This window comes from Terriglobales bacterium (assembly GCA_035561515.1).
Classification (GTDB): Bacteria; Acidobacteriota; Terriglobia; order Terriglobales; family Acidobacteriaceae; genus DATMXP01.
Map to the genome: position 1 here is coordinate 81,879 of DATMXP010000007.1, position 23,060 is coordinate 104,938.

Sequence of the window (23,060 nt, forward strand, 5' to 3'; positions counted from 1 at the left end):
TGTTACCGATCAAGCTCACTTTTCTGTTCAAGTCCGTTGTCGCGCTCGCCAACCATCTGCTTTTCCGAGTACTCCGCCACCAAAAGGCCGCTTGGGTTGAACTCGCTGCGACGCTCCTCGACCAGTCGGACCTTGTATTGGCCAACGATCCGGTCAGTTACTTCCGCTCCGTTTCTCACCTTGTGGATTTCCTTGACGGCGAAGACGACAAAGCTCCACGGTCCATCCTTGGTGTGCTCGATCGATCGAATTCGCAGATCCGAAATGACGTGATCCTGTTGAATCTTGCCGACCGTGTCTTCATCCCGCAGCCGGTTCATGGTGAAGGTACGAAGATTGGTGGTCATCATGTTGAGGGACTCGGCAATATTGCGCGGCGCCGAATCCGGAGTGTAGGAAAGATAGTGCTCAAGGAACCGCCGCACCACGGCTTTGCCTTCGAGTTCGGTCGGCGCGACAGAGCCAAAAGCGTCCGCATCAGGCGACGCCGATTGCGCGGCCAGCGTCATTTCCTCAGGTGATTTGCGTGCGCGCTGTAGACCACCGACAACAGCTGCGTTGCCGTCCTGGTCGACACGGATCACCGTGGGAGGCTGGACGCGCACGTAGATCGCGAATCCAAGCGACGCGAACGCCACAATTCCAAAAAGAACGGCTAGAAACATCGCCCGGTTGGCGTAGGCGCGCAACATGCCGTCGTGTTCGTAGTACTTGGTGTAGGGCGCGATCTCCGGCAGTTCCAGTACTGAGTTATCTCGAATCATGATGCCTTCCCATACCCACCAATCTCATCGTCGTTCCGATCATGTGGCCGGCTCGCCACGCCGCGAGTCCGGCAAGGCTGCGCCCGTTGTAACCGCGGCTCGCCGGCCCGCCGCTTCCACCGGTCCAGCGTGTCGTGCCGTATGTCGCACTTGGAAAGGAACCTACATGTCCCGCCTCCTCCCAGCCGCTACCATTCCAGGTGAAGACTTGTCCGCTACGCGGATTTCTCAGTGTCGTTGCAGCGCCTGTCTCTGCACTGGCTCCGGTTCCCGCGCTCGCACCGGCGTCGACGGCGGTTTCTACCCCAGCTGAGGTTGTTGCATCGGCTGCGCCGGCATGGCCAGAAGACGTTCCCAAACCCAGAGTACCGTGACTTGGGTTGGGAGCTGATCCTGCGCTTTGCGCAGCTCCAGTTTCTGTGTTTAAGGGAGTCGGTGGTGTGGATTGGCCGATTGCAGAGACCGCACCTCCGAGACTCTGGGATTGAGGAAGACTCGAAGCTGATGGAGCGGGACTGTTTCCTCCGCGGTCAGTCGAGGGCGGGGGCGGTGGTCCTTCGGCTGCAAGAACTCTTCCTGCCCCGACTCCCTCTCCGCCAGCGAGCGCCAAACCAGAAGCCGCCGCACCCAGAGTGGCGGCTGCGCCAACCACCGTCATCAACGTGCTTCCCATATCGCCGCGGACGATTCGGCTCGCAATGAACGGAATCAGCGCGATCATGATCGACAACAACAGGCTGGCAAGGCTCATGACAATCATCTGGCTAGAACCAGAGAAAGCGTTTAGGAAGGATCCGGTGAGTTGCATGGGATCAGTGATCTGCAAGGCTGACATCAACGACTGAAAGATCGCGTACAGTAGCCCCCAAAAGTGAAAGACCGTCAGGTTCACGAGAAAAGACCTCGCTAGCTGTCCCATCGATCTCGAAGGCATCAGGGCGAGAACAAACGGTCCGACGACATACAGAATGGCTCCATAGAGGGCGTAGAAGAGGCAGAACAACGTATAGGTAACCGGCAACAGCACGTACCCAGCCAGCGTGATGATGCTCGCGATCGTTGACGCGGCTCCTCCAGACACTAAGTTCCATATCGCAGAGAACCAGTCCGGATTCGTATTCCAGGCCTGCGACAGGCTATTGAGCCAGGACTGCACCGCGTCCAATCCGCCCGACAGGTTGTAGATACCGTCCGCCACACTGTTGAACATGCTGTTCACAGCACGAAAGGCGCTGGGATAATTAATGAACACGATGCCGAGGATCAAGTATTTGAGAGCTGCAACTCCCAGTGCGCCCACATCTCCGCCGTTGCTGTAAGCTTCGTAAACCGACCACAACAAACTGAAGACCAAAATCACCCCGGCGATCTGTAGGACCGCCGTGGTGATCCCTTGTTGATCGATTCCGCTTAAGCCTCGCTGCAACAACTGCTCGAAGTAAAAACTTGGCATCGTTACTCCTCGTCTACCGGTGCTGAAGGAGGTTTACCAGCGCCTGACGGAGGTTGGTGGTATTGGTGGCGCCCATCTTCAGATCCGCGCTGGAATTCGCCAAATCAATTGAGCGCAGACGCATAAGATCGGCCGTGGCCGCTTGGGTGTAGGCATTCGCGCGAATCAGCCATGCATCCGCCTGGGCCTCGATGATGGGCGCACTGCCCGGGGCGGCATTCTGAATGCTCTGATTAAGTCGGCTCGCTGCCTGCAACTCCAAGTCAGCCAGAGCGTCGATCTCGATGGCGCGTTTCATCGCTGCCTGCGCCGCAGCGTCGGTCATGTCCACCATGTTGAGCACCTCTTGGGAGGCGGAGGTAGCCTGCGGAACCGGCCCGTACAGGGCAACGTAGGCGCTTGTCGTCTGCGGGATCTGATTTGGATTTCGAGAAAGAAGGATTTGTTCGAGTTGCTGGGACGCGGGGAGCGTGGCGCTGCTGATAGGAATTTTTATCAGATTTTGTATCTGATTGAAGCTGCCCTGAAGCGCACCCACCAAACTTCGGGCCTGATTGATCAACGCTTGCGGCCAGACCACGGTTTCCTGGAATTGTTGCATCGCCTTGTCCACGCTCAGTATCTGGTTGAGTCCGCCTCCGACCACAGTGGTCAGTGCCGATTGGACACTGGCCAAACCCGCTGACAAAAGCGCGCAGCATGGGTCAAGGCCAAACTGAGCTCTTGCCGGCCATGGCGCGGTGAACACGAGCACGCTGGCGAGGAGGGCCGCCCGCGCTTTGTGACCGAGCAGCCAACTCTTGACGGCTTCGAGGACGTTACTCATTCGTCTCATTTCTTCTGTTCCTTCCCGCTGATTGGCGTTGCAGCAAGTTCACTAGAATGCCGCGCAGCTGCGTAGTATTCGCGGCATTCTCTTTCCGAAGCGTATTGCGATGTGCCAGCTGTGCCGCTTCCTGGCGCAGTTCCGCCGCCAGCATCTTCTGCATCAATGCCTGGCTATGGATGGCGGATACGACCGCTGCAGCGGTCAGGAACGGCGCCGACCCCGGGGCGGCTTGGCTAGCGGCATTTTCGATCAAGTCGGCAGTCTGGAGCTGGATGTCCGTGGCTTGGTCGCTGGCTTTCAGCAGTTTCAGGCTGTTGAGAGCTAACGCATCATCCATGTCCGACATGGCTCGGTCCGTTGGGTTGGCGGCGGTCGCAGCTGGGATCAGGCCATAGGTATTGCCGAACGTGGTGTTGAGAGCCGAAAAGTTGCTGACTTGGTGATCGCGAATGACAGCCTCGAATGCCTGCGAAGTGGGCAGTGTGGCGCTGCTGAGATTCAAGCGAAAGATACTGGTCATCGGCGTCCGGTATTGGCCAATCATCTGCGTAACCTGCGCTTTGGCTTGGCTGATCTGATGCTGCGGCCATGCGCTGACCTGCTGCAGATCATTGACCGCGGACTGCACCGTTTTGATCGAACCGAGAGCCGTACGAATGGTTCCGTTGATTACACCGAGCACTGCCTGGATTCCGGCAAGGACTCCGGACTGCGCGTGGGCGGGCTGTGGCAGACCGACGAGCGTCATTACCAGTGCCCCACTCAGGACGACGGCAATCAATTTCCTGCCGCTCTTGATGGTGACAGCCAGCCACGCGAAGACTGCGAAGAAAACTGCGTACCAGATGACCTGCATATCTACTCCTATCTCGCAGACACTCTTTGGCTTCCGCTTACTCCGACACTATCGGTGGGCGACCCGATAACCGGCGCTGCATTCACGGCACCGGAAACCTCTTCCGGCAAAGGCGCAACATCCGCGAGCCCTTTCGGATATCGCTTCGCTAGTTCCTGGTAGCTTTCTAATGGAGTACGATCCGCGTGCCGGTTGAGAAACCAAGCTCGATACAGCCGTTCGCGCGGAAAGGTTGAGCAGATCCAGTACGCGAGCGGAGTCGGTACAATGCGAATGGTTTGCGTCGTCTCCGCCCTTTCGCCGATAACCAGCAGCGCCTCGGCGCTGCAGCCCTTCCGCGGGGCCCCGAATCCCTTGACCTCGTTTATCGCGACAGGGTTTAGGTTCAGGTGATTGATCAGCGGGGAAACGTCTCCTGGTTGCTGGCCGATGATCTTTGTGGTGGCGTTTTTCAGAATGCCGGGACCGTGCGCACGAGGCTGAAGTTCCGTGCCGACGAAGTCTTCAACTGTCTGGCTGATACCCCATACGCTGGAGTTGCGCTTGCGCGCAGTTCTGTACAACTGCACGAGTTCGGGCGCCAGGGCGGGAGAGTCCAGCAGGAACCAGCACTCATCAAGCACGGAAATGCTTGGTCGCCCACTCTTGGCCGCCGCCCGCTCCGCCATGGCGGTTGCAATCAGCATGCTCATCGCAGTCTCGAGTCGGGGATCAGTGCTCAGTCGCTCGACGTTGAAAAACAGCCAGTCGTTGTCGAGCCGCATCGTGGTGTGCCGATCGAAGATCTTGGCGTAGATGCCGCTCTCGGTCCAAGAACGCAGCTTGATCGCCGCGAGACGGGCCTCATCGATCGTCCGCTGCATCTTGTCGGCATCACGCCAGTTCGCCAACTCTTCGCGAAGATCGTTGAAAGTGGGGATCGGGTTCGAATGGCGGAAGGAGCACCGTTTGTACACGCGCGTGATCGCGTCCGTCAGCACATTGTCCAGCAACGAGGTGTCCGAGCTGTGACTGTCGCCCAGTAAGTGTCTTGTCAGGTTCTTCAAGAACGCCGTTTTCTCGTTGTTGGGGGTCGCCTCGCCCTCGCGGAGGTCCCAGGGATTCAGGGTCTCTCTACCATCAAGATCGACGTTGATTACGCGTCCGCCCAAGAGTTCAACCAGAGGCTCATAGGAGTCGCCGCGTTCCAGGATCGAGACCAAAGGACGACAGCGCGCCGCCATCAGCAGCTTGAGTTGGGCAAGAAAGGTCTTGCCGCCACCGCTCTTGGCCATGATGAGCATGTTGGCGTCGCCAAGACCGGAGTCGAACGGAGAAAACGGGATCAGCTGGCGATAAGGCGTCTCGAACAGCATCAGAGGAGAGTTCTGCGTGCCCTTCCACGGCATCTCGACCGGCAACAAATCCGCCGCATGCAGCGTGAGCACATCCGTTTCGCGCCGATTGGGCTCTCCCAGTCCAGGGAGGCTTGAAAAGAAAAACCTTTTTTGCGCGAGAGTCTCCGGCATGCCGCGTGCGCCGTTCATCCGCGCGATGGCATGCAGCACGCGCTGACGCCGGTCTGCCAAAATTCGTTCGGCCTCGTCCGCCTCGAAGCGGGATCGCGCGGGCCGCGACGTGCGAACCGCAATGGTCAGGCTGAGCTGACACGATTTGAGCGAGCTGGAGATCAAATCCTGCAGAACCTTGATCAATTGGTGCTCCGCCACCTGCGCGTCAACGTTGAGACGAAAACCTCCCTGGATGTCTTTCTGCGCGGCCGCCATTTTTCGGAGACGGCTCTTGTATTGCTTGATTGCCTTCGCTTGATCGGGGAGGACTATTTCCGTGTTGATGATGATCGGAAAGTCCATGACCACCAGTTCCCGTAGCACACCGGGAAAAGTGGCGTCGGGCAAATCTTTTTGGCTGATAAAGGAATACAACAGACCTCCGACCTTTACGTGATCGTCGAGTTCGTCCTCGATGTTGACGTTGGCCATCTGGCTACGCGCGCTCTCGTATCCGAGCGACACCTCGGGTGAGCGGTAAGGACGCGTGTCATTCTGCAGTGGGTTGAGAGCGCGCTTGACCTCTACAAAAAGGTCCCGGTGTGTCATCCGATCCATCTTCATCCCGGTTGCTTGAAGCGTTGCCTCAACGCCCGACATGAGGCTATTGAACTCGGCCACCAACTCCTCATGCTCGCGCCGGCTGCGCTCGATACACTTGCCGACCGACATGTTGAAATTCGAGCCGCGCATTTTCTTCTTCCACTCGAACTCCGGTGATTGATGGTGAATGCGCGGATCCCAGATGAAGTAGAAGTGAAGCGAATGACGGAGGTAGTAGCCGCCCGCGTTCTTCCTGAACCACATCTCAGACAGCTCGCGATCAAGCGTCTGCAGCACCGAACTTGAATTCTGCTGTTCGCGGTTGTACCGGGCGATGAGATCACCGACGCCTTCTCCGATCTCGAACCGTGCCTGCAAGCGCATAGAGCGCTCCGGCAATGAACGGATCATGGATTCAAGTAACATCTTCGTGCGGTTGCGGTCTTCGTCGCTTGCATAGTAAGAGTGAATTCCGTCTACGCGATAGCCAGCCACCAGCGATCCATTTAGCTGGATCAGCAGATTGTCAGTCAGGTCGCGCACTTTCAACTGTTCGCATAGTGGCGGCTGCACTAAGGAGTTTTCGTACTGTTTCGCGGTGACAGGCATGGCTTCGTTCTCAGTCCTTGATGTATTCGCGATCGAGTTCACGATCTCGTTCCAGTCCGGAGTACAGGTGAGGCTTCGTGTGAAAGAGCACCCAGTCCAGCAGGTAGCCACGCTGCTTGCCGTACTTGAACAGCATCAGTGCCGGGACGCACAGTATGGGCACGAAGTACTGCAACACCATATTCATGGGAAGGCCAAGCATCTCGCGATTCAAAAATCTTCCGCAGATGTTCATCACCACTGCAACCGCCAAGATAGCGAACACGTCTTCCGCTTCGAGCCCCAAGAAAGTAACCCGGGTGCGCAAGTTGCGATAAATGGGAGTGACTTCGAGAGCCATGTTCTTCTCCTAGCGAACGCCTCCGGTTCCTTGGGCCACGAAGAACTCGGCAAGTCGCAGCACCCCAGAAACCATCAAGCAAAGGGCCGCGGTCACAAAGTGGCGCAACCAGCCGCTGCTGGGGTGGACAAGCGAGAACACACCGAGTCGCAGCGCCATCGCCGCGACTTGTGAGGCCGCATAGACAGGAAGGATCACGTTGGCGACCCAGTTGATAAGGGCGACGATCGAGAGCCAGTAGAGATCGGGATCGTTCCACGCCCCCTGGGACGCGAAGGTTTCGAATGCACGCGTCAGCCCGGACACCATCAAGCACCCAAGGGCGCCATACATGCTGTGCGAGAAATCACGCCCCTTGGAGAATTGGAGAATGGCGATGATGATGAAGGCCGCCGCCAGTGTTGGCATGATGACATTGCCCAGCCAGTTCGCCAGGTTCAAGACCCCGTGATCGAATGACATATTCCCGAGATTCATTCCGGCTCCTACATCATCGAGTTCAGCAGCTTCCAAATGGCTGAGATGGTCAGCATTGCAAGCGATACCGCCACCAGTCGCATGAAAGGTTTCTTGGTTGCAAAATTCAGAATCGCGCCGACCAATGCGAGCACTGCCGCGATCGGCATAATGGTTGCAGCCAGGTGGGTCCAGAGACTGTCCAGCACATCAGCCGTCGCGTATTGTGTTCCGGTGTTGTAGCTCTGGAGCAAGCTGTAGGTGGTCTGCACGCCCAACAGAAACATCGCCGCGAGCACCGAAGGCAGAGGATGTTGTCCCGCGGCGGCATCGAGGACCGCGCGCAAAACAAAGAACGCCGCCAGGGTCGGAACAATTCGACCGATTACGAAATTCGTGACGAACTGAGCCACATCGGACTGAATACTGGACAGCCATGCCGTCGCGATTCCTCCGGATGGAAGTGGTGCTGCCACTCCGAACGATGGGAACCAATTGAGCAAAGGCTGGAGGGTCAGGAAGACGACAGCCCAGAACATCCATTTCGTAAATCCTCCGCCGACGGCAAAGGTCATCGTTCCTTCACGGCGGAGACTGATGCCTGCCAGCACAAGTGACAACATTGCTGCCGAAGGCGCCAGCAGCAGCACGACCGAGATGATGTCATTGAGCAGTTGCGGAGTTCCCATGGTTGCGTCCTCAATCGCTGTTTGTTGGCAGCCTGATGATCCGCTTACGCTGTGGCAGTCCATACACATCGCCGTGACGGACTGCCTCGCAATAGCGGTCCACGGAGACCGGTGTCTATGCCACGCCTCCGGTTCCATTGGTAATCCAGAACTCCACGAGCCGCGTTATCCCGGATACGGCGAGCAACGCCGCTGCTGCGAACAACCAGCGCCCGCAGCCCCGGCCTGTCAGCCACGAAAACACGGCGCCGACGACTGCTCCGCCCGCACCCACCGGCGCGATCACGTTGCCAATCCAGTTGATGAAGTTGAGGAAGGCTCCTTCTGGCTGGGCTGCTGTCTGCCCCTGCACGGCCACATTGGTCGCCGGTGCCCCGCCAAGGTTCTGTGCTAAGACAAATTGCCCGAGGGCAAGCATCATGACCGCGAGCATGATCATGAGTTTCTTCCATGCGAGATCTGCCTGAAATTTCATCCCGTGCTTACTCCTTTCCGAAGACCGACACCTTCTCGGATCCGCGAAAGGGGGCCAGAAAAGTCATCGGCGTGACGGGGAAAGTAAGATGGAACTCAGAAGCCGTCAAACGGGCATGAAAGGCGACTGAGATGAAGCAACGCCGCTTCCGAGAGTTGGGGGGATGAAGGTTTATAGTGGGACCGCGACCGGTCGCGATCGCTTCTCTGGAGCCGTCCGACACGTATCCAATTCGCCGGTTCCGGCCCAGCACCATTCGCATTGCGTTTTCACGGTTGTGGGGACGCCGGTGCCGCCTGGCTGGTGTGCGTGTAGAGTTCGTTGATTTCGCGCCGCAATTCGAGTAGTTGCCGGAGCTCCTCCATGGTGGGGACACCGCCGCTTCGCCCGGCGGTGTTGGTCGCTGCGTTTCGTGTTCCACTGGAAGAGCCTGCGCTATCAGTGGTGGGTTTCTGCAGGACAATATAGAAACGCGTGTTACCGGGCACGGTCACGACCAAGTTCTGGTTGAACGCCAAGCCGTTCAATTCATCTTGCCCTGCCGTGGCCACGTTGTTGGCCAAGCGCTCTCGCATCAACGCGTTCGTCGAGATCAGACCCACGGAACTTGACCCCTGCGGTCCAACCAGATAAGAAGCCACCGTTCCTAAGCCGGTTAACGAACGCACCAGAAACTTCGTCCCCCTCTTCTTTCCGGACACGTATCCTTTCAGCGGAGCGAAGTTCAGATCCATCGCAGAGCCTTCAATTTTCATAATTGTCTGGTCTGGCATCTCAATGCGGCTGAACTGGAGCCCCACATACCCGGACGGATCGACCTGCGTGAGACGGCCAATAACCTTCGCTCCTGCCGGCATCACGATCTGGCCGTTACGCTCGTAGTTGTACTCGATCACCGCCACGGCTGGAGTCGCTATCGCCGAGCTAATCGGCGACTCTAGGCGGGCTACCAAACGAGTTCCAGCGGGCAATGACAGCGTGTTTTCCGGTTCGTCCGGGGAGTGGGACATGATGGCCGGCTTCGCTCCCAGCGCACGCACGAATACCAGCGACGGTTTCTTCAGATCGGGAGATTGACTCGATGCTGCCGCGTGTTCGCTGGGCGGCGGAGGCGGCGGTGGAATCGTGTTACCTTGTCCAACCAACGGATCAGAGAAATCGACTTTGCCCAGGGCAAAATCCTGCGGAATGCCCGGCTTCGGTGTAGCCGAGTGGAGCGACTGAAGGGGCACATATCCGTTGCGAGAAGTGCGGCCAACTTCTTCCGGAGTCACCTGGCCTGCCAAGCCTGGATCGGCGGACCGCACATCGGCGCTCAGTAGGGGAACCGCGTTCTTACCGGCGTCGGCGCTGTCCTGTCCAGGCGTGACTTTTCGTCCCAGACCGGCTTGGCCGCGCGGAGTTTTACCGGGAACCGCTGTTCGTTTCTTGGGACTTGAGAAGACTCCGAAGAAAACCAAGAGCAACACCACTGCCACGGCCGCCAATACGAAAAACGACTTGCTTTTGTCACGGGCCAACTCCTTCCGGTTTTCGATTGGCTTTTGCTGCCTGCGTGCGCGATCGAAAGCGATGCGGAACGATTCCCGCCATCCTGGCTTGCCGATGTTCTCTGCCTCCGCTTCCTCGGTTGCATTCGCCGAATCCTGCGCTTGCATATGCGAGGCCAAGTTGGTTTCGCTGCTGATTCCGTCATTGTGCATGATTGGCTATCTCCCGGAGCGTGCTCACTCCAAAGCCGATCGGTGCTAAAGCTGGCTTGTCGACGGCGCCTGATTCCGCCATTTGCAGGAAGAGCGTCTCCGAGGAACGCTTGTAGGGAGGCCGCTCAAACCATACCACCCCATCGGAGCGTTCACCCGGCGCGATGCGGCGCTTGCTAAGCCGCGAATCCAGGACCGGCAGCTGTTCCGCCGTGGACCAGCGTTCGCGCTTGATCAATCTTCCGGAGCGGTTGCGACCTCCCAACTGGATCTGCGGTGGCATCAGCAGGATCGGGTTTTTGCCCGCGTTAACGACCGAAAATAGCACGATCACCTCTTGTCCCCCGTCGAGCACCTCGCTGATCCCCGCACGCAGCCGAGCCCCTTTGACCTCGTCGCTTTCCATGTGCTCGCTGTAGAGCACCGGCAAGGGCGCGAGCTTTTGGCGCTCCAGCAAACCGTCGAGAGAATCTGCTTTCGAATCGTTCGTCGCCTCGGATGACGCCGGACTCTGAAGCGCGGTCGGGATCAACCCGGCAGCCGCTGCGGCTAGTCCCGCAGGTTTGGCGACTGGTTCGTTGGCGCTGGCGACCGGCGCTTGGTTAAGGCTGGTGGTTTGCGCCACCAGTGCGAAGGGGACGGGATCGGGTTCAATTAAGAATCTGCCGGCATTCTGATAGCGCAGCAGGAAATCCACCTTGGAAGGGTTCGAACCGTGTCCATGATTGACCAGCAGAATACTGATCTGCCGCCCTTTGATCGTAGAGATCAAAAGGTTGCTCTGGCTGGGCTCGGTGGTTAGCGCCTTCACAAAAACCATTACCGGCTCATGCTCCGAGTGCTCGACCTGAAAGAGAGTAGGGTCGCCCACGACCACCGAATTGACCGGTTCGGGGACGCGGATCGCCGTCACGAAGTGTGCGGTGAGTTCAACGCTTGTGATCTTGTGGTCCGCCGTCGGCCGGTTTCGAACCTGCGGATCGATGCTTGGTTGTTGCGCCAGGGATAGGGTGGCAGCAAGCAGCAGCGCGATCCCCAACAGTTGAATCCTGTTCATGTTCACCTCGATTTCGTCTCCGGCTTTTCCCGGCGGCGAGGCGGCGGAGTCGGTAACGGGCCGCGACGCGTTTCACGTAACTTTGTACGTCCTGGGATGAGTAAGCGAGCCCGCGCATCGAAATCGCATATTCTCCCACGTAGTAGGCGGCAGTCATCAAGCGCAGGTCGCCCCTGAATCGTTGACCCAGCCAAGCCAGATAGGCGACCCCGCCATGAATGTTCTCGTCCAGGCGGAATCGATTGCGAACGCCGAAGCGAAGCGCCGTAGCTGGCATCAACTGCATGATTCCCGCGGCTCCTTTGCTGGAAACGGCGAAAGGGTTCCAGCCGGACTCCTCGTCGATGATGGCCTCCACCAGCTCCACCGGAACGCGATACGCGCCGGCGTAGTAGACCACCCAACTTCCCGCAAGTTCGCGGATGCGATGATCGGCGGGTTGCGCATTGGCCACCCCCACCAGCAACAGCATCACGCAAGCTGCGCACGACGTCATGCGGCCTCCGCGCCGGACACCGGAATCGCCTCGATCTCGGCTGCGGCCAGCAGTTCATCGCGATAGCGTTTTGAGTCGGCGACCAAGCCCTCGAATCCGGCCCGCAGCATCAGCCTTTTGCGGTCGGCCTCTGTCTTGGCCAGCAGCGGTAATAGCAGATCTCGCTGTTCGTGCGAGATTTCCTCTCCGCCAAGAATTTCCAGCGCTTGTGCGAGGTCCAGCATCTCGGCGATCGAAGGAGGCTTCTCCATGTTCCAGCCGCGCAAGGCATGAGCGAGACCTGCAAGCTGTCCCCGCAGTTCCGGACTCTTGCTGGGGCTGCGGATGGCGAGGATTTCCCGTTCGCGCTCGATGCTCGGATATTCAAATCGCAGATAGAAACAGCGCCGCCGAAGCGGGTCGCCCAGCCTGCGCTCCTCGTTTGAGCTCAACACGACAAAAGGAATGGTGCTTGCCTGGATGGTGCCCAGCTTCGGGACGGTGATCTGAAAAGCAGAAAGGACCTCCAACAAAAGCGCCTCGACCCCATGGTCCACCTTGTCCAGTTCGTCGATCAACAACACACACGGCCGCTGTTGACGGCGCAATGCGCGCAACAGCGGCCCTTGGGCAAAGAAATCGAGCGTGTGCATATGGTCGCGAATTTCACACCAGGAGCGGTTCAGGTTTGCGCCCTGCGTTTTGAGATAGAGCTTCTGTAGGGGCTCGTCGAACCTGCCGATGATCTTCTCTTCCGTGATGCCGACATAACACTGGAGGCGTTCGACCACGGTACCTGCGGCGGCGGCGACGGCATAAGCCAGTTCGGTCTTGCCGCAGCCCGGAGGACCTTCCACCAGCAGCGGTTTCCGCATCCGCGCGGCTAGGTACACCACCTCCAGCGTGACTGGATCGATGATGTATCGCGCGTCGCGGAGTTTGTCAGCAAGTTCATGCGCAGATGAGAACACGTCGGCTTCCTTCCGGCATGGACAGTACACCGGAAGCATGTTTCGCGCATCCGACCTCGGGACTACGGAACGTAGATAGTCCCGACGAGGAAGACTTTCTTAGTTGGTTGCTTCGGGCACATGACGGAAGTGGAATGAGTTTTGTATCGTATCTTTCCGGCCTATTCTCCGTGTTCGTGGGGACGATCATGACAGCGCAAGCTCACATTCGGTTCAGAACCGCAGAGAGTCAAAGCATTCTTCACGGATCGCATTTTCCCTGACGCGAACTACGGCTGCCCCGACAAGGAACATGACTCTTACTGGCCTGGCCACTGCCCAGGTAGAGCCCGTTCTATTTGCACCAATCTCGGTCTGAATGACTGCGAAGACCGGCGCCGATCCACAGGTGCGGGGTAAGGAAAACCATACACATAATAAAGGTTAGCGCCGTGGCAGCAGGACGAGCGATAACAAGTTCTTTTTTTTCAAAGATTGCGGGCATTATGGGCATTTTCGACGTGCTTATATGGATTTTTCGCCCCGGTAACTGCTACTCCGCTGGAGCAACCTCAACTTGGCAGGAGCCGACACAGGGGCCAATTTTCCAAGCACCTATTGCACGGTCTGAAAGGAGGCGCTATTCTAGGCGAACAAAAAGCGAATACAACCGGAGTTCTTCATGTCCGCCCACTCCTTATCCCCGCGTCCACCAGCAAGTCTCGAAACTGTCCACAACATTCTCGGATCGCTGGTCGCGCGTTATCACCAGGAAGAAGTGCTGACCGCAGTGCGGAAAATTCCTGCCCGAGAAGCGAACCTTCGTCCTCTCCCAGCCTGGGTGACAAGTGCCCTAGCTGAGGCATATCGGGAAAAAGGAATCCGAGAACTGTATTCGCATCAGGCAATGGCCGCCGAACTCATACGTGGCGGTAAGCATGTCGTTGTGGTGACGCCGACGGCATCGGGAAAGACGCTTTGTTACAACCTACCAGTGTTGAACGCGGTGCTGGAGAATCCCGATACTCGCGCGCTCTATTTGTTCCCGACCAAAGCGCTTGCCCAGGACCAGTTGGCGGAATTGCAGGGTCTCGGGAAGAAACTCGACGACAGTTTCGGAGTGTTCACCTATGACGGTGACACGCCGAGCGATGCCCGAAAAGCGATTCGAGAACGTGGTCACGTCGTTCTGACTAATCCGGACATGCTCCATGCCGGCATCCTTCCTCACCACACGAAATGGATTCGGTTGTTCGAGAACCTGCGCTATATCGTGCTCGACGAATTGCACACCTACCGCGGCGTCTTCGGGAGCCATCTGGCGAACGTACTCAGGCGATTGAAACGTGTAGCGAAGTTCTACGGCTCCAATCCGCAGTTCATCTGCTGCTCCGCCACGATTGCTAATCCCGGAGAGTTGGCTTCTCAATTGATCGAAAACGAGGTCACAGTTATCGACGAGAACGGAGCCCCCGCGGGCGAGAAGCACTTCGTCTTCTATAACCCACCCATAGTCAACCGAAACCTCGGAATTCGACGTAGCTACATCAACGAGGCAACACGGATCGCCAAAGAGATCCTCGCCCGGAAGCTTCAGACGATTGTCTTTGCTAACAGCCGTCTACACACGGAGGTCATGCTCACCTATTTGCAGCAGGCCAATCCTCCGAAGCCCGGCCAATCAGAAGCGATTCGCGGCTACCGTGGAGGCTATTTGCCTGGAGAGCGGCGGGAGATTGAACGCGGTCTGCGCGACGGCCGCATTCTGGGAGTGGTAGCCACAAACGCACTCGAATTAGGGATTGATGTTGGCTCCCTTGACGCATGCGTAATGGCAGGCTACGCAGGAACGATTGCTTCTACATGGCAAAGGGCAGGTCGGGCAGGACGACGGAGCGGAAGCTCATGCTCCGTGTTCGTCGCCTCTTCGGCTCCGCTGGATCAGTTCATCGTGCAACATCCCGACTACTTTTTTGGTAGCTCACCCGAGCACGCACACATACAACCGGACAATTTGGAGATTTTGGTAAACCATCTGAAATGTGCAGCCTTCGAGTTGCCGATTTCTCCGGACGAACGGTTCGGCGACGTCAATGTGCCAGAACTGTGTGAGCAACTAGGGGAGATAGGGTTCCTTCATCAGAGTGGCGGAAACTGGCATTGGATCGACGAAGCCTATCCAGCGGACACAATTAGTTTGCGTTCCGTCACGTCCGACAACTTTGTCATCATCGATACGACTGGCGAAGACGGCGGCAAGCCGGAGGTGATCGGCGAAGTCGATTTTTCCTCCGCCCTTACTACGGTTCATCCCAAAGCGATCTACATCCACCAAGGGCAGCAGTACCACGTCGAGCATTTGGATTTTGACAAGCGCAAAGCCTATGTGAAGCCCGTCGACGTGGATTACTTCACCGATGCGATCCGGTACACGCAGGTTCGCGTACTCGAAGTCGCGGAAGAAGAGGCTATTGCCGGGCCAGCGGCCCGTGCACATGGCGACGTACTGGTGAGATCGCAAGTCGTCGGGTTTAAGAAGATCAAGTTCTTTACCAACGAAAACGTGGGCTCCGGAAAACTGGAATTGCCGGAGAACGAGATGCACACGACTTCGTTCTGGCTAACACTAGGACATAGCCTTCTAGCCGAATTGCCGTTCAGTCTTTCCGAGCGTCAGAGCGGTATTTTTGGCTTGCTCTACGCGCTCGGGTCCATGGCAACTCTCCTGATGATGTGCGATCGCCGGGACCTTGGCACGGCTGTTGGCGAACGCCCGCCCAGTGCTGCAAGCGAGATCAACTGGGAGGATTTCGTGGAGCCTGCAAATGCAACCGAGGCCAAGGAATTCTTCGAACCTAATCTTTATATATACGACGCTTACCCAGGCGGGATCGGATTCAGTAAGCCTCTGTACCAGAGTTGCGGCACATTACTGGATCGCACGCACGAGCTGATCAGCGCATGCCCGTGCGAGAACGGATGCCCTTCCTGCGTTGGTCCCACTGCGGATCGCAGCGAGAGGACTAAAGATGTCGTACTTGCGATTCTTGGAAGACTATGCCGGGACTCTCAGCTCGTGGCCACGAGGACAGAGACCGCATGAGCATCCGATACGTGAGCCTTGACCGAGTACGAGGCTTAAAAGCCCTTCAGCGCTCAACAACTGAAGCACTGGCGCGTGGCCGGCAAACCTCTCTGCTGGACTCCGGCGAGTCGCAGTTCAGAACACGGGGGACGCAGAATGAACCAGACCGGCTGGCACAACTTCTAGGCGCCGCAACACAAGCAAACGAGTATGGAGATTATCTTTCCGTGCGCTGCTGGTGCGCTCAACCGCCTCGATATTCACCAGACCGTCGCGCTCTTAAGCTGCTGCTGCCGGAGGCACCCGATGTGATTGCCGATCCCGAGCAATGGCTTTTTCTGGACACAGAGACCACAGGCCTAGCTGGCGGCAGCGGCACCTATGCATTTCTGGTTGGCATTGCATGGTGGGAAGGTGGTGGGCTTGAGATCGAGCAGTTCTTTATGCGCGAGTACAGTGAGGAGCGCTCACTACTACTGGCTTTGCGGAAGCGGATCGCGGAGCACCCAGTGCTGGTTACCTTCAATGGCAAATCGTTCGATTGGCCGCTGCTCGAAACTCGCTACCGCATGAGCCGTAGGATCCCTGTCCCGAGCCTTCGAGCGCATCTTGATTTCCTTCACCCCGCCCGAAACCTTTGGCGACAGCGACTTGGCTCCGTGAGGCTCTCCGAATTGGAGCGTCATGTGCTCGGCTGGGACCGGAGAGCCGATGTGCTTTCCAGTCTCATCCCGCAAATCTACTTCGACTACTTGCGCGGAGGTCCACCCGAACCGCTCGTTCCAGTTATTCATCACAACCAGATGGACTTACGTGGACTGGCAGCATTGTCCAGCCGCATCGTTGCGCTCCTGGCTGATGTCGAAAACGAAGGACGAGACGGGCTGGAACTGTTCGGTGTGTCTCGCATCTGCGAGAAGCAAGGCGAGAAAGCCCGCGCACGCAAACTATACGAGAAATCAATTGCGTCTATCTTGCCGACCGAGACTGATCGGACAGCGCGGCGCTCTTTGGCGCGGCTCGCCAAACGTGAGGGCGATTTCGAATTGGCGTGTGAGCTCTGGAGAAATACACTCGGAAATTCACGGCATGGCTACGAGGCATACGAGCAGTTGGCGATTTATTACGAGCACAAGGCGCGTTGCCCGGAGCAGGCTCGACAGATCGTTCAGCAGGCGCTCAATGAACTTCACCGCGCCCATCAGGCGGGCGCCATCACGCGGGAGTCGTATGGCGAGATCAAGTCGAGGTTCGAGTACCGACTGGAGCGGGTGGAACGAAAGATCCGAAAACCCTTTCTGAACTTCCTGCCGTGCACCCTCGAGCCTCGGTGAAGGCGGACGCGACTAAAACGGGTGTTGGAATCAAAAGACGACGCAGGATGGCACGACAGCGGACCTAGTGCTCGAGCTGAGTCGCTGGTCGACTGGCTCGAACAGGTAAGGCATCGGAACAGCATCACGGACTTTCCGGAGGCGCATCTTCTCGGCAGAGTCACGACACACAGTTCGCGCGTGATCCTGCTGGCCCCACAGCCATAGATATTTTGCACTCCGGATCCGCATGGTGAGTTGTCCTGTCGTTCTCTTGCGCTGGTGAGGGCGCGCTTTGTCGCCATCTGGCTGCCTCGAATGCGCGCTTCGCCCCGGTACCCAGGCCTAGTTCGCATCCATCAGCGTACGTGGAGTGACCTGGCCGGAGGGGCTCCAGGTATATGTGCCCCAGCCGTATGCACTTCCTGGTGCGAACAGGAGCTTACCTTTTGACGAGATCTCGTTTCGTGAGACCCATTTTTTCAATGAAGAACCAGAACTGCTGCGGAGTCCGAGTAAGTTTAGCCAACCCGATCAGGTGTTGTCCGGGCTCGTTCTCCCCGCGCTCCCACCTCGACACTGCCATGGCGCTAACGCCCAGCTTGTTCGCCAGCTGGGTTTGAGAAAGGTTAAGTCTCCTGCGGAGGTCGAGAATTGCTTTTGCCAAAGAGTGGTTGCTCGACACTTTTTGTCTCCTGTTACTGTGACTATGCAAAATTGTAAACGCCAAACGCGAACGATAGAACAGTTGCTTTAAGAAAATACGTGCGAATACCGCTCAGTTGAGCGGTCTTAGCCGCCCGGGGTACTACTGGAAATCAACGGTACTTCGCGGCGGCGAAATCCTGTTGCTTGGGGGCGGACGGTTAGAAATGAAAACACGTTTGCCGGTTATTGCAGCAACGCTGGGGGCTCCCGCAATCCTGGTCATGGGACCGAGCCGGATCGCTACGCCACCTCCTAGTTGTCCTCACGAGATATGTCCAGGAATGAAAAGTACGTTTCGATGCAAGCAAAGTGGTAGAGTGGGATCGCTGCGAAACGGCGGCCCATTGTTTCATGAGACAACTGATACCATTTGAGACCTACCTTGTGGTAGCAGTGAACATCGTCCTTTTCGCCGTCTTGACCTGGATCATCCGAAGGCACGACCATGGCCGCGATTTCCCGGCTTTTACCGCGTTCATCGAGTTTTCCCTGGCACTCGAAATCGTTTTGCTGTTGATCGCTCTTTCGTCGAGCCCACGGGTGTACTTCTACACATACTGGTCGGGGCAATTGGTAACGTTTGCCTTCCTGTTCTGTGTAGTGCATGAGGTATTCGACTCAGTCACTGAGCGTGCCAGATGGCTCCCTCGCAGCATCAAGAGGGCATTGATCAGGATGGCGACAGCAGTATCCGCGGTAATGGTTGCTGCGTCGCTTCAAATTCCGTCAGGCGCGCGTTTCCCAATCATGGACTTTATCGTTGGCATGCAGCGCGGTCTGGGAATGGCGATCTTTGGGTTCATGGCTCTGACGATCATGTTTTCGCGCTCCTATTCTGTGCCGTGGCACGAGCGCGATACTGGGATCGCTGTGGGCATAGCTGCCGCGTTAGGCTTTCAGACCTTCTGGCCGAAGGTGTCTGCGTTCCTCTTCGACTCACCCGAACAGAAGTTCTATATGAAACTGCTGCCGATCTTCTATACCGTGGCGCTGTTGATTTGGATCCGATCCTTTTGGAACGCCACCCGACACGGTGAAGGAATTGAGGAGGCCGGTCCGGGGAAGATGCGTATTATAGCCGGACGCAAGGGCCTTAAGAGGTTGGGAAGTCCTTAGTTAGATGGAGAAGCAGAAGGTGTTCGACGTCAGCTTAGAAACACAGGTAGTTCGCGTACAACCCAGGGAGCGTTAATACATTGGTAGCCCAGTCGGCGCAGGGCAAGGTGGGAAGGGATGCCACGCTAGTCGGGCTCTTATGCGACGGTACTGGCGCGAGGTTACGAACGTACTGGATGTGATGTAGGTCACAGCGCCAGTAGACGCAGGACACCTACTCTTCGGTAACGAACAATGACTCCTATCGACGACTATTCTTATCTGCGCTCTCAATACGAGGAAATCGTAAGCCATTGCGATTATCTTCTGCGATGCAGCGCCGACACTAAAATCCTAGAACACGCCCGAGACGCACGGCATAAAGCGGTCATTGAACTGCAGCGCCTGACCCGTATGTTTCTTCCACGTACACATGCCTGAATGAGATTTTCGATGAAAGAATATCTCCCGTGAAAGCAGCGGTGTCGGAGTTCTTAACGACGGTACCGGTTGGATCCACAGAATTGCGATGCGACGAACGTTTCTTCTATCTTACCAGCTCCCCAACATCGTAAGCGATAGCGGCATCAGCCCGTTGCCGCGGCAGTGGCGCCACCTAATGCTCATCTGCCGAAGAACAGTGAGTGATTACCGTGACTGTTCTAAGTTGTGCGTGGGTACTGACACGAACGTCCCGTTACTGGTCGTATACCGCTCATCCTCAGGTAAACAGAGATCAAGGGCCCCTGATCCGGTATGCCTTGCTCCTCCGGGAGGGTCAGTTCGCGTTCGAACGCAGCAAGCGAAAAGACCTCCAGTTTTGGACGAATCGAATGCATCACCTCAGCCAACCTGTCGCACTCAGACGGAGGTATGCTGCGGCCGAACACAACCGAATCAAAAGGCTTGCTGACCAGGAGTGCCAAGGCAGCACTGAGTTCGGTTGCCCATTCGGCGCTGCATCCCGCTCCTTGAAAGAAATCGCAACGTTGTTTCTGCCTTTCCGCAGACTCTCCGTAGCAAAGTATATTCATGATCGCGCCTACGTCTTTCTCTCAGTCAGCACTCAACTGAAGTTCCGACCGAATGGCGAGGTCCCTTAGCGCTGGTTCAAACAGGTGAAGCGGTGCGGAGTCCGCACACGTTTTACGGAATGCTGAGGACCAGCGCCACACGTCATGAGTTTTCACTTGTTCGCGCATCGAACGCATCCGGCGCATGCATTCGCCTTCAGGCATTTTCAGAGCAAGCTTCATCACCTCTGCCGTTTGCACGACATCATAAGGATTGGTGAGTAGTGCTCCGAGGGACAACTCATCGGCTGCTCCAGCGAACTCACTGAGAATAAGTACACCGCGTTCGTCATCCCTCGACGCGCAGAACTCCTTGGCCACCAGATTCATGCCGTCGCGAAGAGGTGTCACAACCGCGACGTCTGCAGCCCGGTAGAAACTGCGTAACTCGGCAGGTGACAACTGGCGATGAAGATAGGTGATGGGAACCCAACCTACTTTGCCGAATTCACCGTCGATCCGGCTTACACATCGCTCAATCTTTTCCCGCAAGTCGGAATACGACTTAACCTCTTCGCGACTCGGAACGACGACTTGGATAAAATGCACTAGACCCCTGAATTCAGGTTGCTGCTTCAGCATCACTTCGAAAGCAGAAAGGCGCTCAATGATCCCTTTTGTGTAGTCCAATCGGTCAACCCCGAGGAAGATCTTTTGTGCGGGCAACTGTCTTCGAAGGTCCCTCACTTGATTCATGTCCTCCGGGGAGCATTCGTCAAATTGATCGAAGTCGACACTGATCGGGAACGCGCCGACCACAGTGTGGGTACCGGCGGCAGAAACCAGAAACGAAGAACCGATCCGCCGAAGAACGACTCCCTTTGGGAGATAGCGCTTTACCGAAGCTAGGAAGTTTCGCCTGTCGTGGATGGTTTGAAATCCAACTACGTTGAAGTGCAATAAGCTCTGCAAGATTTCCTTCCGCCACGGCAATTTCCCAAAGGTCTCAGGTTCGGGAAACGGGATGTGATGGAAGTATCCGAGCTTCAGTCGGCATTCACTGTCCCGCAGGGCTGAGGCGACCGTCATGAGGTGATAGTCGTGCACCCAGACGAGATCGCGTGGGGTGGCTATGGCACGAACGGCATCAGCGAAATGCTCGTTCACCTGCTGATAAGTTTCCCAAAAACTGGGCTCAAAGCGACAGCGTGACGGAAAGCCATGAAATAGCGGCCACAGAGTAGCATTCGAACACCCGCTGTAGTACTCGGCCACTTCTTCCCGAGAAAGAGAAACGGGAATGAGTCGATAGTTCCCATCGCCGTTACGATTAAGAGCGTGCAGAACCTCGGCGCTCACCTCCGATCCGGGCCAGCCAATCCACGCTCCGCCGGATTTGTTCATAACCGGCTGGAGTGCGGTAACCAAACCGCCGGAGCTGCGTTCCACACAAACGCTTCCATCTTGCTCTGTTATCGAGACAGGAAGCCGATTGGAAACGACAATCAAACGTGAATTCATCGTTGTTCCTCACTGCCGGCGGCGATCCACTCCGACAGAAACGCCCGCAGTTCCTGCGGCGGCTGCAGCCAAAGTTGTGCTGCCGTAAAGCGATATGTGGGTCGGACCAAGATCGTGAGTCCACGATCGTTGAGCAGTCGAAAGGCTTCTTCATCTGTGGCATCGTCGCCCATGTATGCGACCGCGACATCGGAGCCCAATTCCGAAAGAATTGTCTCGACTGCATGTCTCTTCGTGCCGGCACGGTGACGGAGCTCAACGCCTCCGTCGAATTCGCTGACAAAGAATCCGTTCCGTCCCGTGAACATGCTGAATGTCCGGTAAGCCAGCGCCCTGATCTCCTCCTGGCGATTCGGAAGCAGGCCTCGCCAGTGAACGGCGACACATCCGCGCTTCTGCTCCAAGTAGGCGGCCAATCCCGCGCCCTCGAGTCGCAAAGCAGTTTCCGACAGAATTGAATCGCACTCTGGACTGAGACGCACGCACGAATACTGTCCAGCAGGGAGCAGGCGTTCCAAGCCGTAGCAGCCCCAAATTTCCGGCCGCAACCTTGTCTGAAGGAGGAGAGTTATGTCCTTCACCGGTCTGCCGGAAACTATGACTACCCGTGTTCCGCACCGTTCCATGATCTCGTCGAGCAATGCGGGGACCTGAGGATAGGGATGCGCGCGAGATCGATCGTTTACGAATGGAGCGATGGTACCGTCGTAATCCAGGAGCAGGGCCCGGTCGCGCCTGCTCGCGTACACGCCGAGGACAGCGTGTGCACGATTGGGATGTGCAGGGACAGTGCTCATGGTGCGTCTCAGCCATTAGTCACCATGTTCGGCTGGTTTGCCGAGAGGTGCACCTTGACTATTACGCACGGCGTGCGGCTTGCGACATACTCCGCGGACTGTATTTGCTGGGGAAAAGCTCAGTACTCGGCCCGGCGTTAGGTAATGATCTTCTTCCGTACCGCATAGAGGATTATGTCGGTTGCGCTGTGCAGATTGAGCTTCTGCATGATGCGCGTGCGGTGTGTCTCGATCGTATACGGACTGAGATTCAAATCCTGCGCAATGTCTTTGTTTGATTTTCCTTCCGCGAGCATCTGGAAAACCTCCTTCTCGCGCTCTGTCAGCAGGTCATAGCTGTCTTCAAGGCCGCGCTGTTGCAGCTGTCGCATATAGTCTTCCAGCAAGGTATTTGCGATCGCGGGACTGAAAAAAGATTTCCCTTGAGCTACCACCTGAACCGCACGGTAGAGATCAATATCAGCTGAATCCTTTAAAAGATATCCTTTAGCTCCCGCCGAAAGGCTACGGGTTACGTAGCTTTCATCGGAATGCATGCTCAGGATAATGACCCCTATCTTAGGGTTCTTCTTTACGATTTGGGCCGTTGCCTGAATCCCGTTGAGATTTGGCATGCCGATGTCCATCACGACTACATCAGGTGCGAGTTCTTCGGCCTGCCTCACTGCCTCTCGTCCGTCGCTTGCTTCTCCGATGACTTCGAAATCTTTGTGTTGCTCCAGCTGCAAACGCAGTCCCTTCCGGACAATCCCATGATCATCAGCGATCAACACTCGCAC

General features: G+C 56.9%; 18 protein-coding genes. 3 read left to right on the forward strand and 15 right to left on the reverse strand.

Going from position 1 to position 23,060, the window contains the following annotated elements:
• Positions 1-2: 2 nt before the first annotated feature.
• The 12 genes from VN577_01630 to VN577_01685 all read right to left on the reverse strand — a co-directional run bounded on the left by VN577_01630 (position 3) and on the right by VN577_01685 (position 12,809).
• Positions 3-764 carry a VirB8/TrbF family protein gene (locus VN577_01630; protein HWR13500.1) on the reverse strand — a complete coding sequence of 254 codons (762 nt, stop codon included), beginning with the start codon at positions 762-764 and terminating at the stop codon, positions 3-5.
• Complete coding sequence (locus VN577_01635) at positions 751-2,217, reverse strand: hypothetical protein (protein ID HWR13501.1); 1,467 nt, start codon at positions 2,215-2,217, stop codon at positions 751-753. The genes VN577_01630 and VN577_01635 overlap by 14 nt, the downstream gene beginning before the upstream one ends.
• Positions 2,218-2,230: 13 nt before the next feature.
• Positions 2,231-3,043, reverse strand: a complete 813-nt coding sequence (locus VN577_01640) for a hypothetical protein (protein ID HWR13502.1) — start codon at positions 3,041-3,043, stop codon at positions 2,231-2,233.
• On the reverse strand, positions 3,036-3,902 hold the full coding sequence (locus VN577_01645) for a hypothetical protein (protein ID HWR13503.1): 867 nt from the start codon (positions 3,900-3,902) through the stop codon (positions 3,036-3,038). Before VN577_01645 ends, VN577_01640 begins: the two co-directional genes overlap by 8 nt.
• A gap of 8 nt (positions 3,903-3,910) precedes the next feature.
• Positions 3,911-6,646 (reverse strand): hypothetical protein, encoded by a 2,736-nt coding sequence (locus tag VN577_01650; GenBank protein HWR13504.1) that lies wholly within the window; start codon positions 6,644-6,646, stop codon positions 3,911-3,913.
• A complete protein-coding gene (locus VN577_01655) occupies positions 6,615-6,944 on the reverse strand; it encodes a hypothetical protein (protein HWR13505.1) in 330 nt (109 codons plus the stop codon). The genes VN577_01650 and VN577_01655 overlap by 32 nt, the downstream gene beginning before the upstream one ends.
• 9 nt (positions 6,945-6,953) lie before the next feature.
• Positions 6,954-7,421, reverse strand: a complete 468-nt coding sequence (locus VN577_01660; protein HWR13506.1) for a hypothetical protein — start codon at positions 7,419-7,421, stop codon at positions 6,954-6,956.
• Between the two features lie 8 nt (positions 7,422-7,429).
• The gene (locus tag VN577_01665; GenBank protein HWR13507.1) at positions 7,430-8,089 is read right to left on the reverse strand and encodes a hypothetical protein; all 660 of its coding nucleotides are present in this window, start codon (positions 8,087-8,089) and stop codon (positions 7,430-7,432) included.
• A 115-nt stretch (positions 8,090-8,204) separates the two neighbouring features.
• Entirely contained in the window at positions 8,205-8,564 is a 360-nt protein-coding gene (locus VN577_01670; protein HWR13508.1) for a hypothetical protein, read from the reverse strand.
• Between the two features lie 269 nt (positions 8,565-8,833).
• Positions 8,834-10,267 (reverse strand): TrbI/VirB10 family protein, encoded by a 1,434-nt coding sequence (locus VN577_01675; GenBank protein ID HWR13509.1) that lies wholly within the window; start codon positions 10,265-10,267, stop codon positions 8,834-8,836.
• A gap of 929 nt (positions 10,268-11,196) precedes the next feature.
• Entirely contained in the window at positions 11,197-11,820 is a 624-nt protein-coding gene (locus VN577_01680; protein ID HWR13510.1) for a lytic transglycosylase domain-containing protein, read from the reverse strand.
• Positions 11,817-12,809 (reverse strand): MoxR family ATPase, encoded by a 993-nt coding sequence (locus VN577_01685; GenBank protein HWR13511.1) that lies wholly within the window; start codon positions 12,807-12,809, stop codon positions 11,817-11,819. The genes VN577_01680 and VN577_01685 overlap by 4 nt, the downstream gene beginning before the upstream one ends.
• 622 nt (positions 12,810-13,431) lie before the next feature.
• Here VN577_01685 and VN577_01690 point away from each other — a divergent pair.
• The 3 genes from VN577_01690 (at position 13,432) to VN577_01700 (ending at position 18,971) form a co-directional block, all read left to right on the forward strand.
• Complete coding sequence (locus tag VN577_01690) at positions 13,432-15,852, forward strand: DEAD/DEAH box helicase (GenBank protein ID HWR13512.1); 2,421 nt, start codon at positions 13,432-13,434, stop codon at positions 15,850-15,852.
• Positions 15,849-17,168: a ribonuclease H-like domain-containing protein gene (locus tag VN577_01695; protein HWR13513.1), complete on the forward strand. Its 1,320-nt coding sequence runs from the start codon at positions 15,849-15,851 to the stop codon at positions 17,166-17,168. The genes VN577_01690 and VN577_01695 overlap by 4 nt, the downstream gene beginning before the upstream one ends.
• 1,038 nt (positions 17,169-18,206) lie before the next feature.
• Positions 18,207-18,971 (forward strand): hypothetical protein, encoded by a 765-nt coding sequence (locus VN577_01700; protein HWR13514.1) that lies wholly within the window; start codon positions 18,207-18,209, stop codon positions 18,969-18,971.
• A 1,034-nt stretch (positions 18,972-20,005) separates the two neighbouring features.
• Here VN577_01700 and VN577_01705 read toward each other — a convergent pair.
• The 3 genes from VN577_01705 to VN577_01715 all read right to left on the reverse strand — a co-directional run bounded on the left by VN577_01705 (position 20,006) and on the right by VN577_01715 (position 23,054).
• Positions 20,006-21,484 carry a trehalose-6-phosphate synthase gene (locus VN577_01705; protein HWR13515.1) on the reverse strand — a complete coding sequence of 493 codons (1,479 nt, stop codon included), beginning with the start codon at positions 21,482-21,484 and terminating at the stop codon, positions 20,006-20,008.
• Entirely contained in the window at positions 21,481-22,281 is an 801-nt protein-coding gene (gene otsB, locus VN577_01710) for a trehalose-phosphatase (protein HWR13516.1), read from the reverse strand. The genes VN577_01705 and otsB overlap by 4 nt, the downstream gene beginning before the upstream one ends.
• Positions 22,282-22,418: 137 nt before the next feature.
• Entirely contained in the window at positions 22,419-23,054 is a 636-nt protein-coding gene (locus VN577_01715; protein ID HWR13517.1) for a response regulator transcription factor, read from the reverse strand.
• Between the last annotated feature and the right edge of the window lie 6 nt (positions 23,055-23,060).

Excerpts from the sequence above, each read along its gene's own strand:
- VN577_01675 (HWR13509.1), bottom strand. The coding sequence starts at position 10,267 with ATGCACAATGACGGAATCAGCAGCGAAACCAACTTGGCCTCGCATATG.
- VN577_01630 (HWR13500.1), bottom strand. The coding sequence starts at position 764 with ATGATTCGAGATAACTCAGTACTGGAACTGCCGGAGATCGCGCCCTAC.
- VN577_01645 (HWR13503.1), bottom strand. The coding sequence starts at position 3,902 with ATGCAGGTCATCTGGTACGCAGTTTTCTTCGCAGTCTTCGCGTGGCTG.
- VN577_01665 (HWR13507.1), bottom strand. The coding sequence starts at position 8,089 with ATGGGAACTCCGCAACTGCTCAATGACATCATCTCGGTCGTGCTGCTG.
- VN577_01660 (HWR13506.1), bottom strand. The coding sequence starts at position 7,421 with ATGAATCTCGGGAATATGTCATTCGATCACGGGGTCTTGAACCTGGCG.
- VN577_01635 (HWR13501.1), bottom strand. The coding sequence starts at position 2,217 with ATGCCAAGTTTTTACTTCGAGCAGTTGTTGCAGCGAGGCTTAAGCGGA.
- VN577_01670 (HWR13508.1), bottom strand. The coding sequence starts at position 8,564 with ATGAAATTTCAGGCAGATCTCGCATGGAAGAAACTCATGATCATGCTC.
- VN577_01705 (HWR13515.1), bottom strand. The coding sequence starts at position 21,484 with ATGAATTCACGTTTGATTGTCGTTTCCAATCGGCTTCCTGTCTCGATA.
- VN577_01690 (HWR13512.1), top strand. The coding sequence starts at position 13,432 with ATGTCCGCCCACTCCTTATCCCCGCGTCCACCAGCAAGTCTCGAAACT.
- VN577_01700 (HWR13514.1), top strand. The coding sequence starts at position 18,207 with ATGAGACAACTGATACCATTTGAGACCTACCTTGTGGTAGCAGTGAAC.
- otsB (HWR13516.1), bottom strand. The coding sequence starts at position 22,281 with ATGAGCACTGTCCCTGCACATCCCAATCGTGCACACGCTGTCCTCGGC.
- VN577_01655 (HWR13505.1), bottom strand. The coding sequence starts at position 6,944 with ATGGCTCTCGAAGTCACTCCCATTTATCGCAACTTGCGCACCCGGGTT.
- VN577_01685 (HWR13511.1), bottom strand. The coding sequence starts at position 12,809 with ATGCTTCCGGTGTACTGTCCATGCCGGAAGGAAGCCGACGTGTTCTCA.
- VN577_01640 (HWR13502.1), bottom strand. The coding sequence starts at position 3,043 with ATGAGTAACGTCCTCGAAGCCGTCAAGAGTTGGCTGCTCGGTCACAAA.
- VN577_01680 (HWR13510.1), bottom strand. The coding sequence starts at position 11,820 with ATGACGTCGTGCGCAGCTTGCGTGATGCTGTTGCTGGTGGGGGTGGCC.
- VN577_01695 (HWR13513.1), top strand. The coding sequence starts at position 15,849 with ATGAGCATCCGATACGTGAGCCTTGACCGAGTACGAGGCTTAAAAGCC.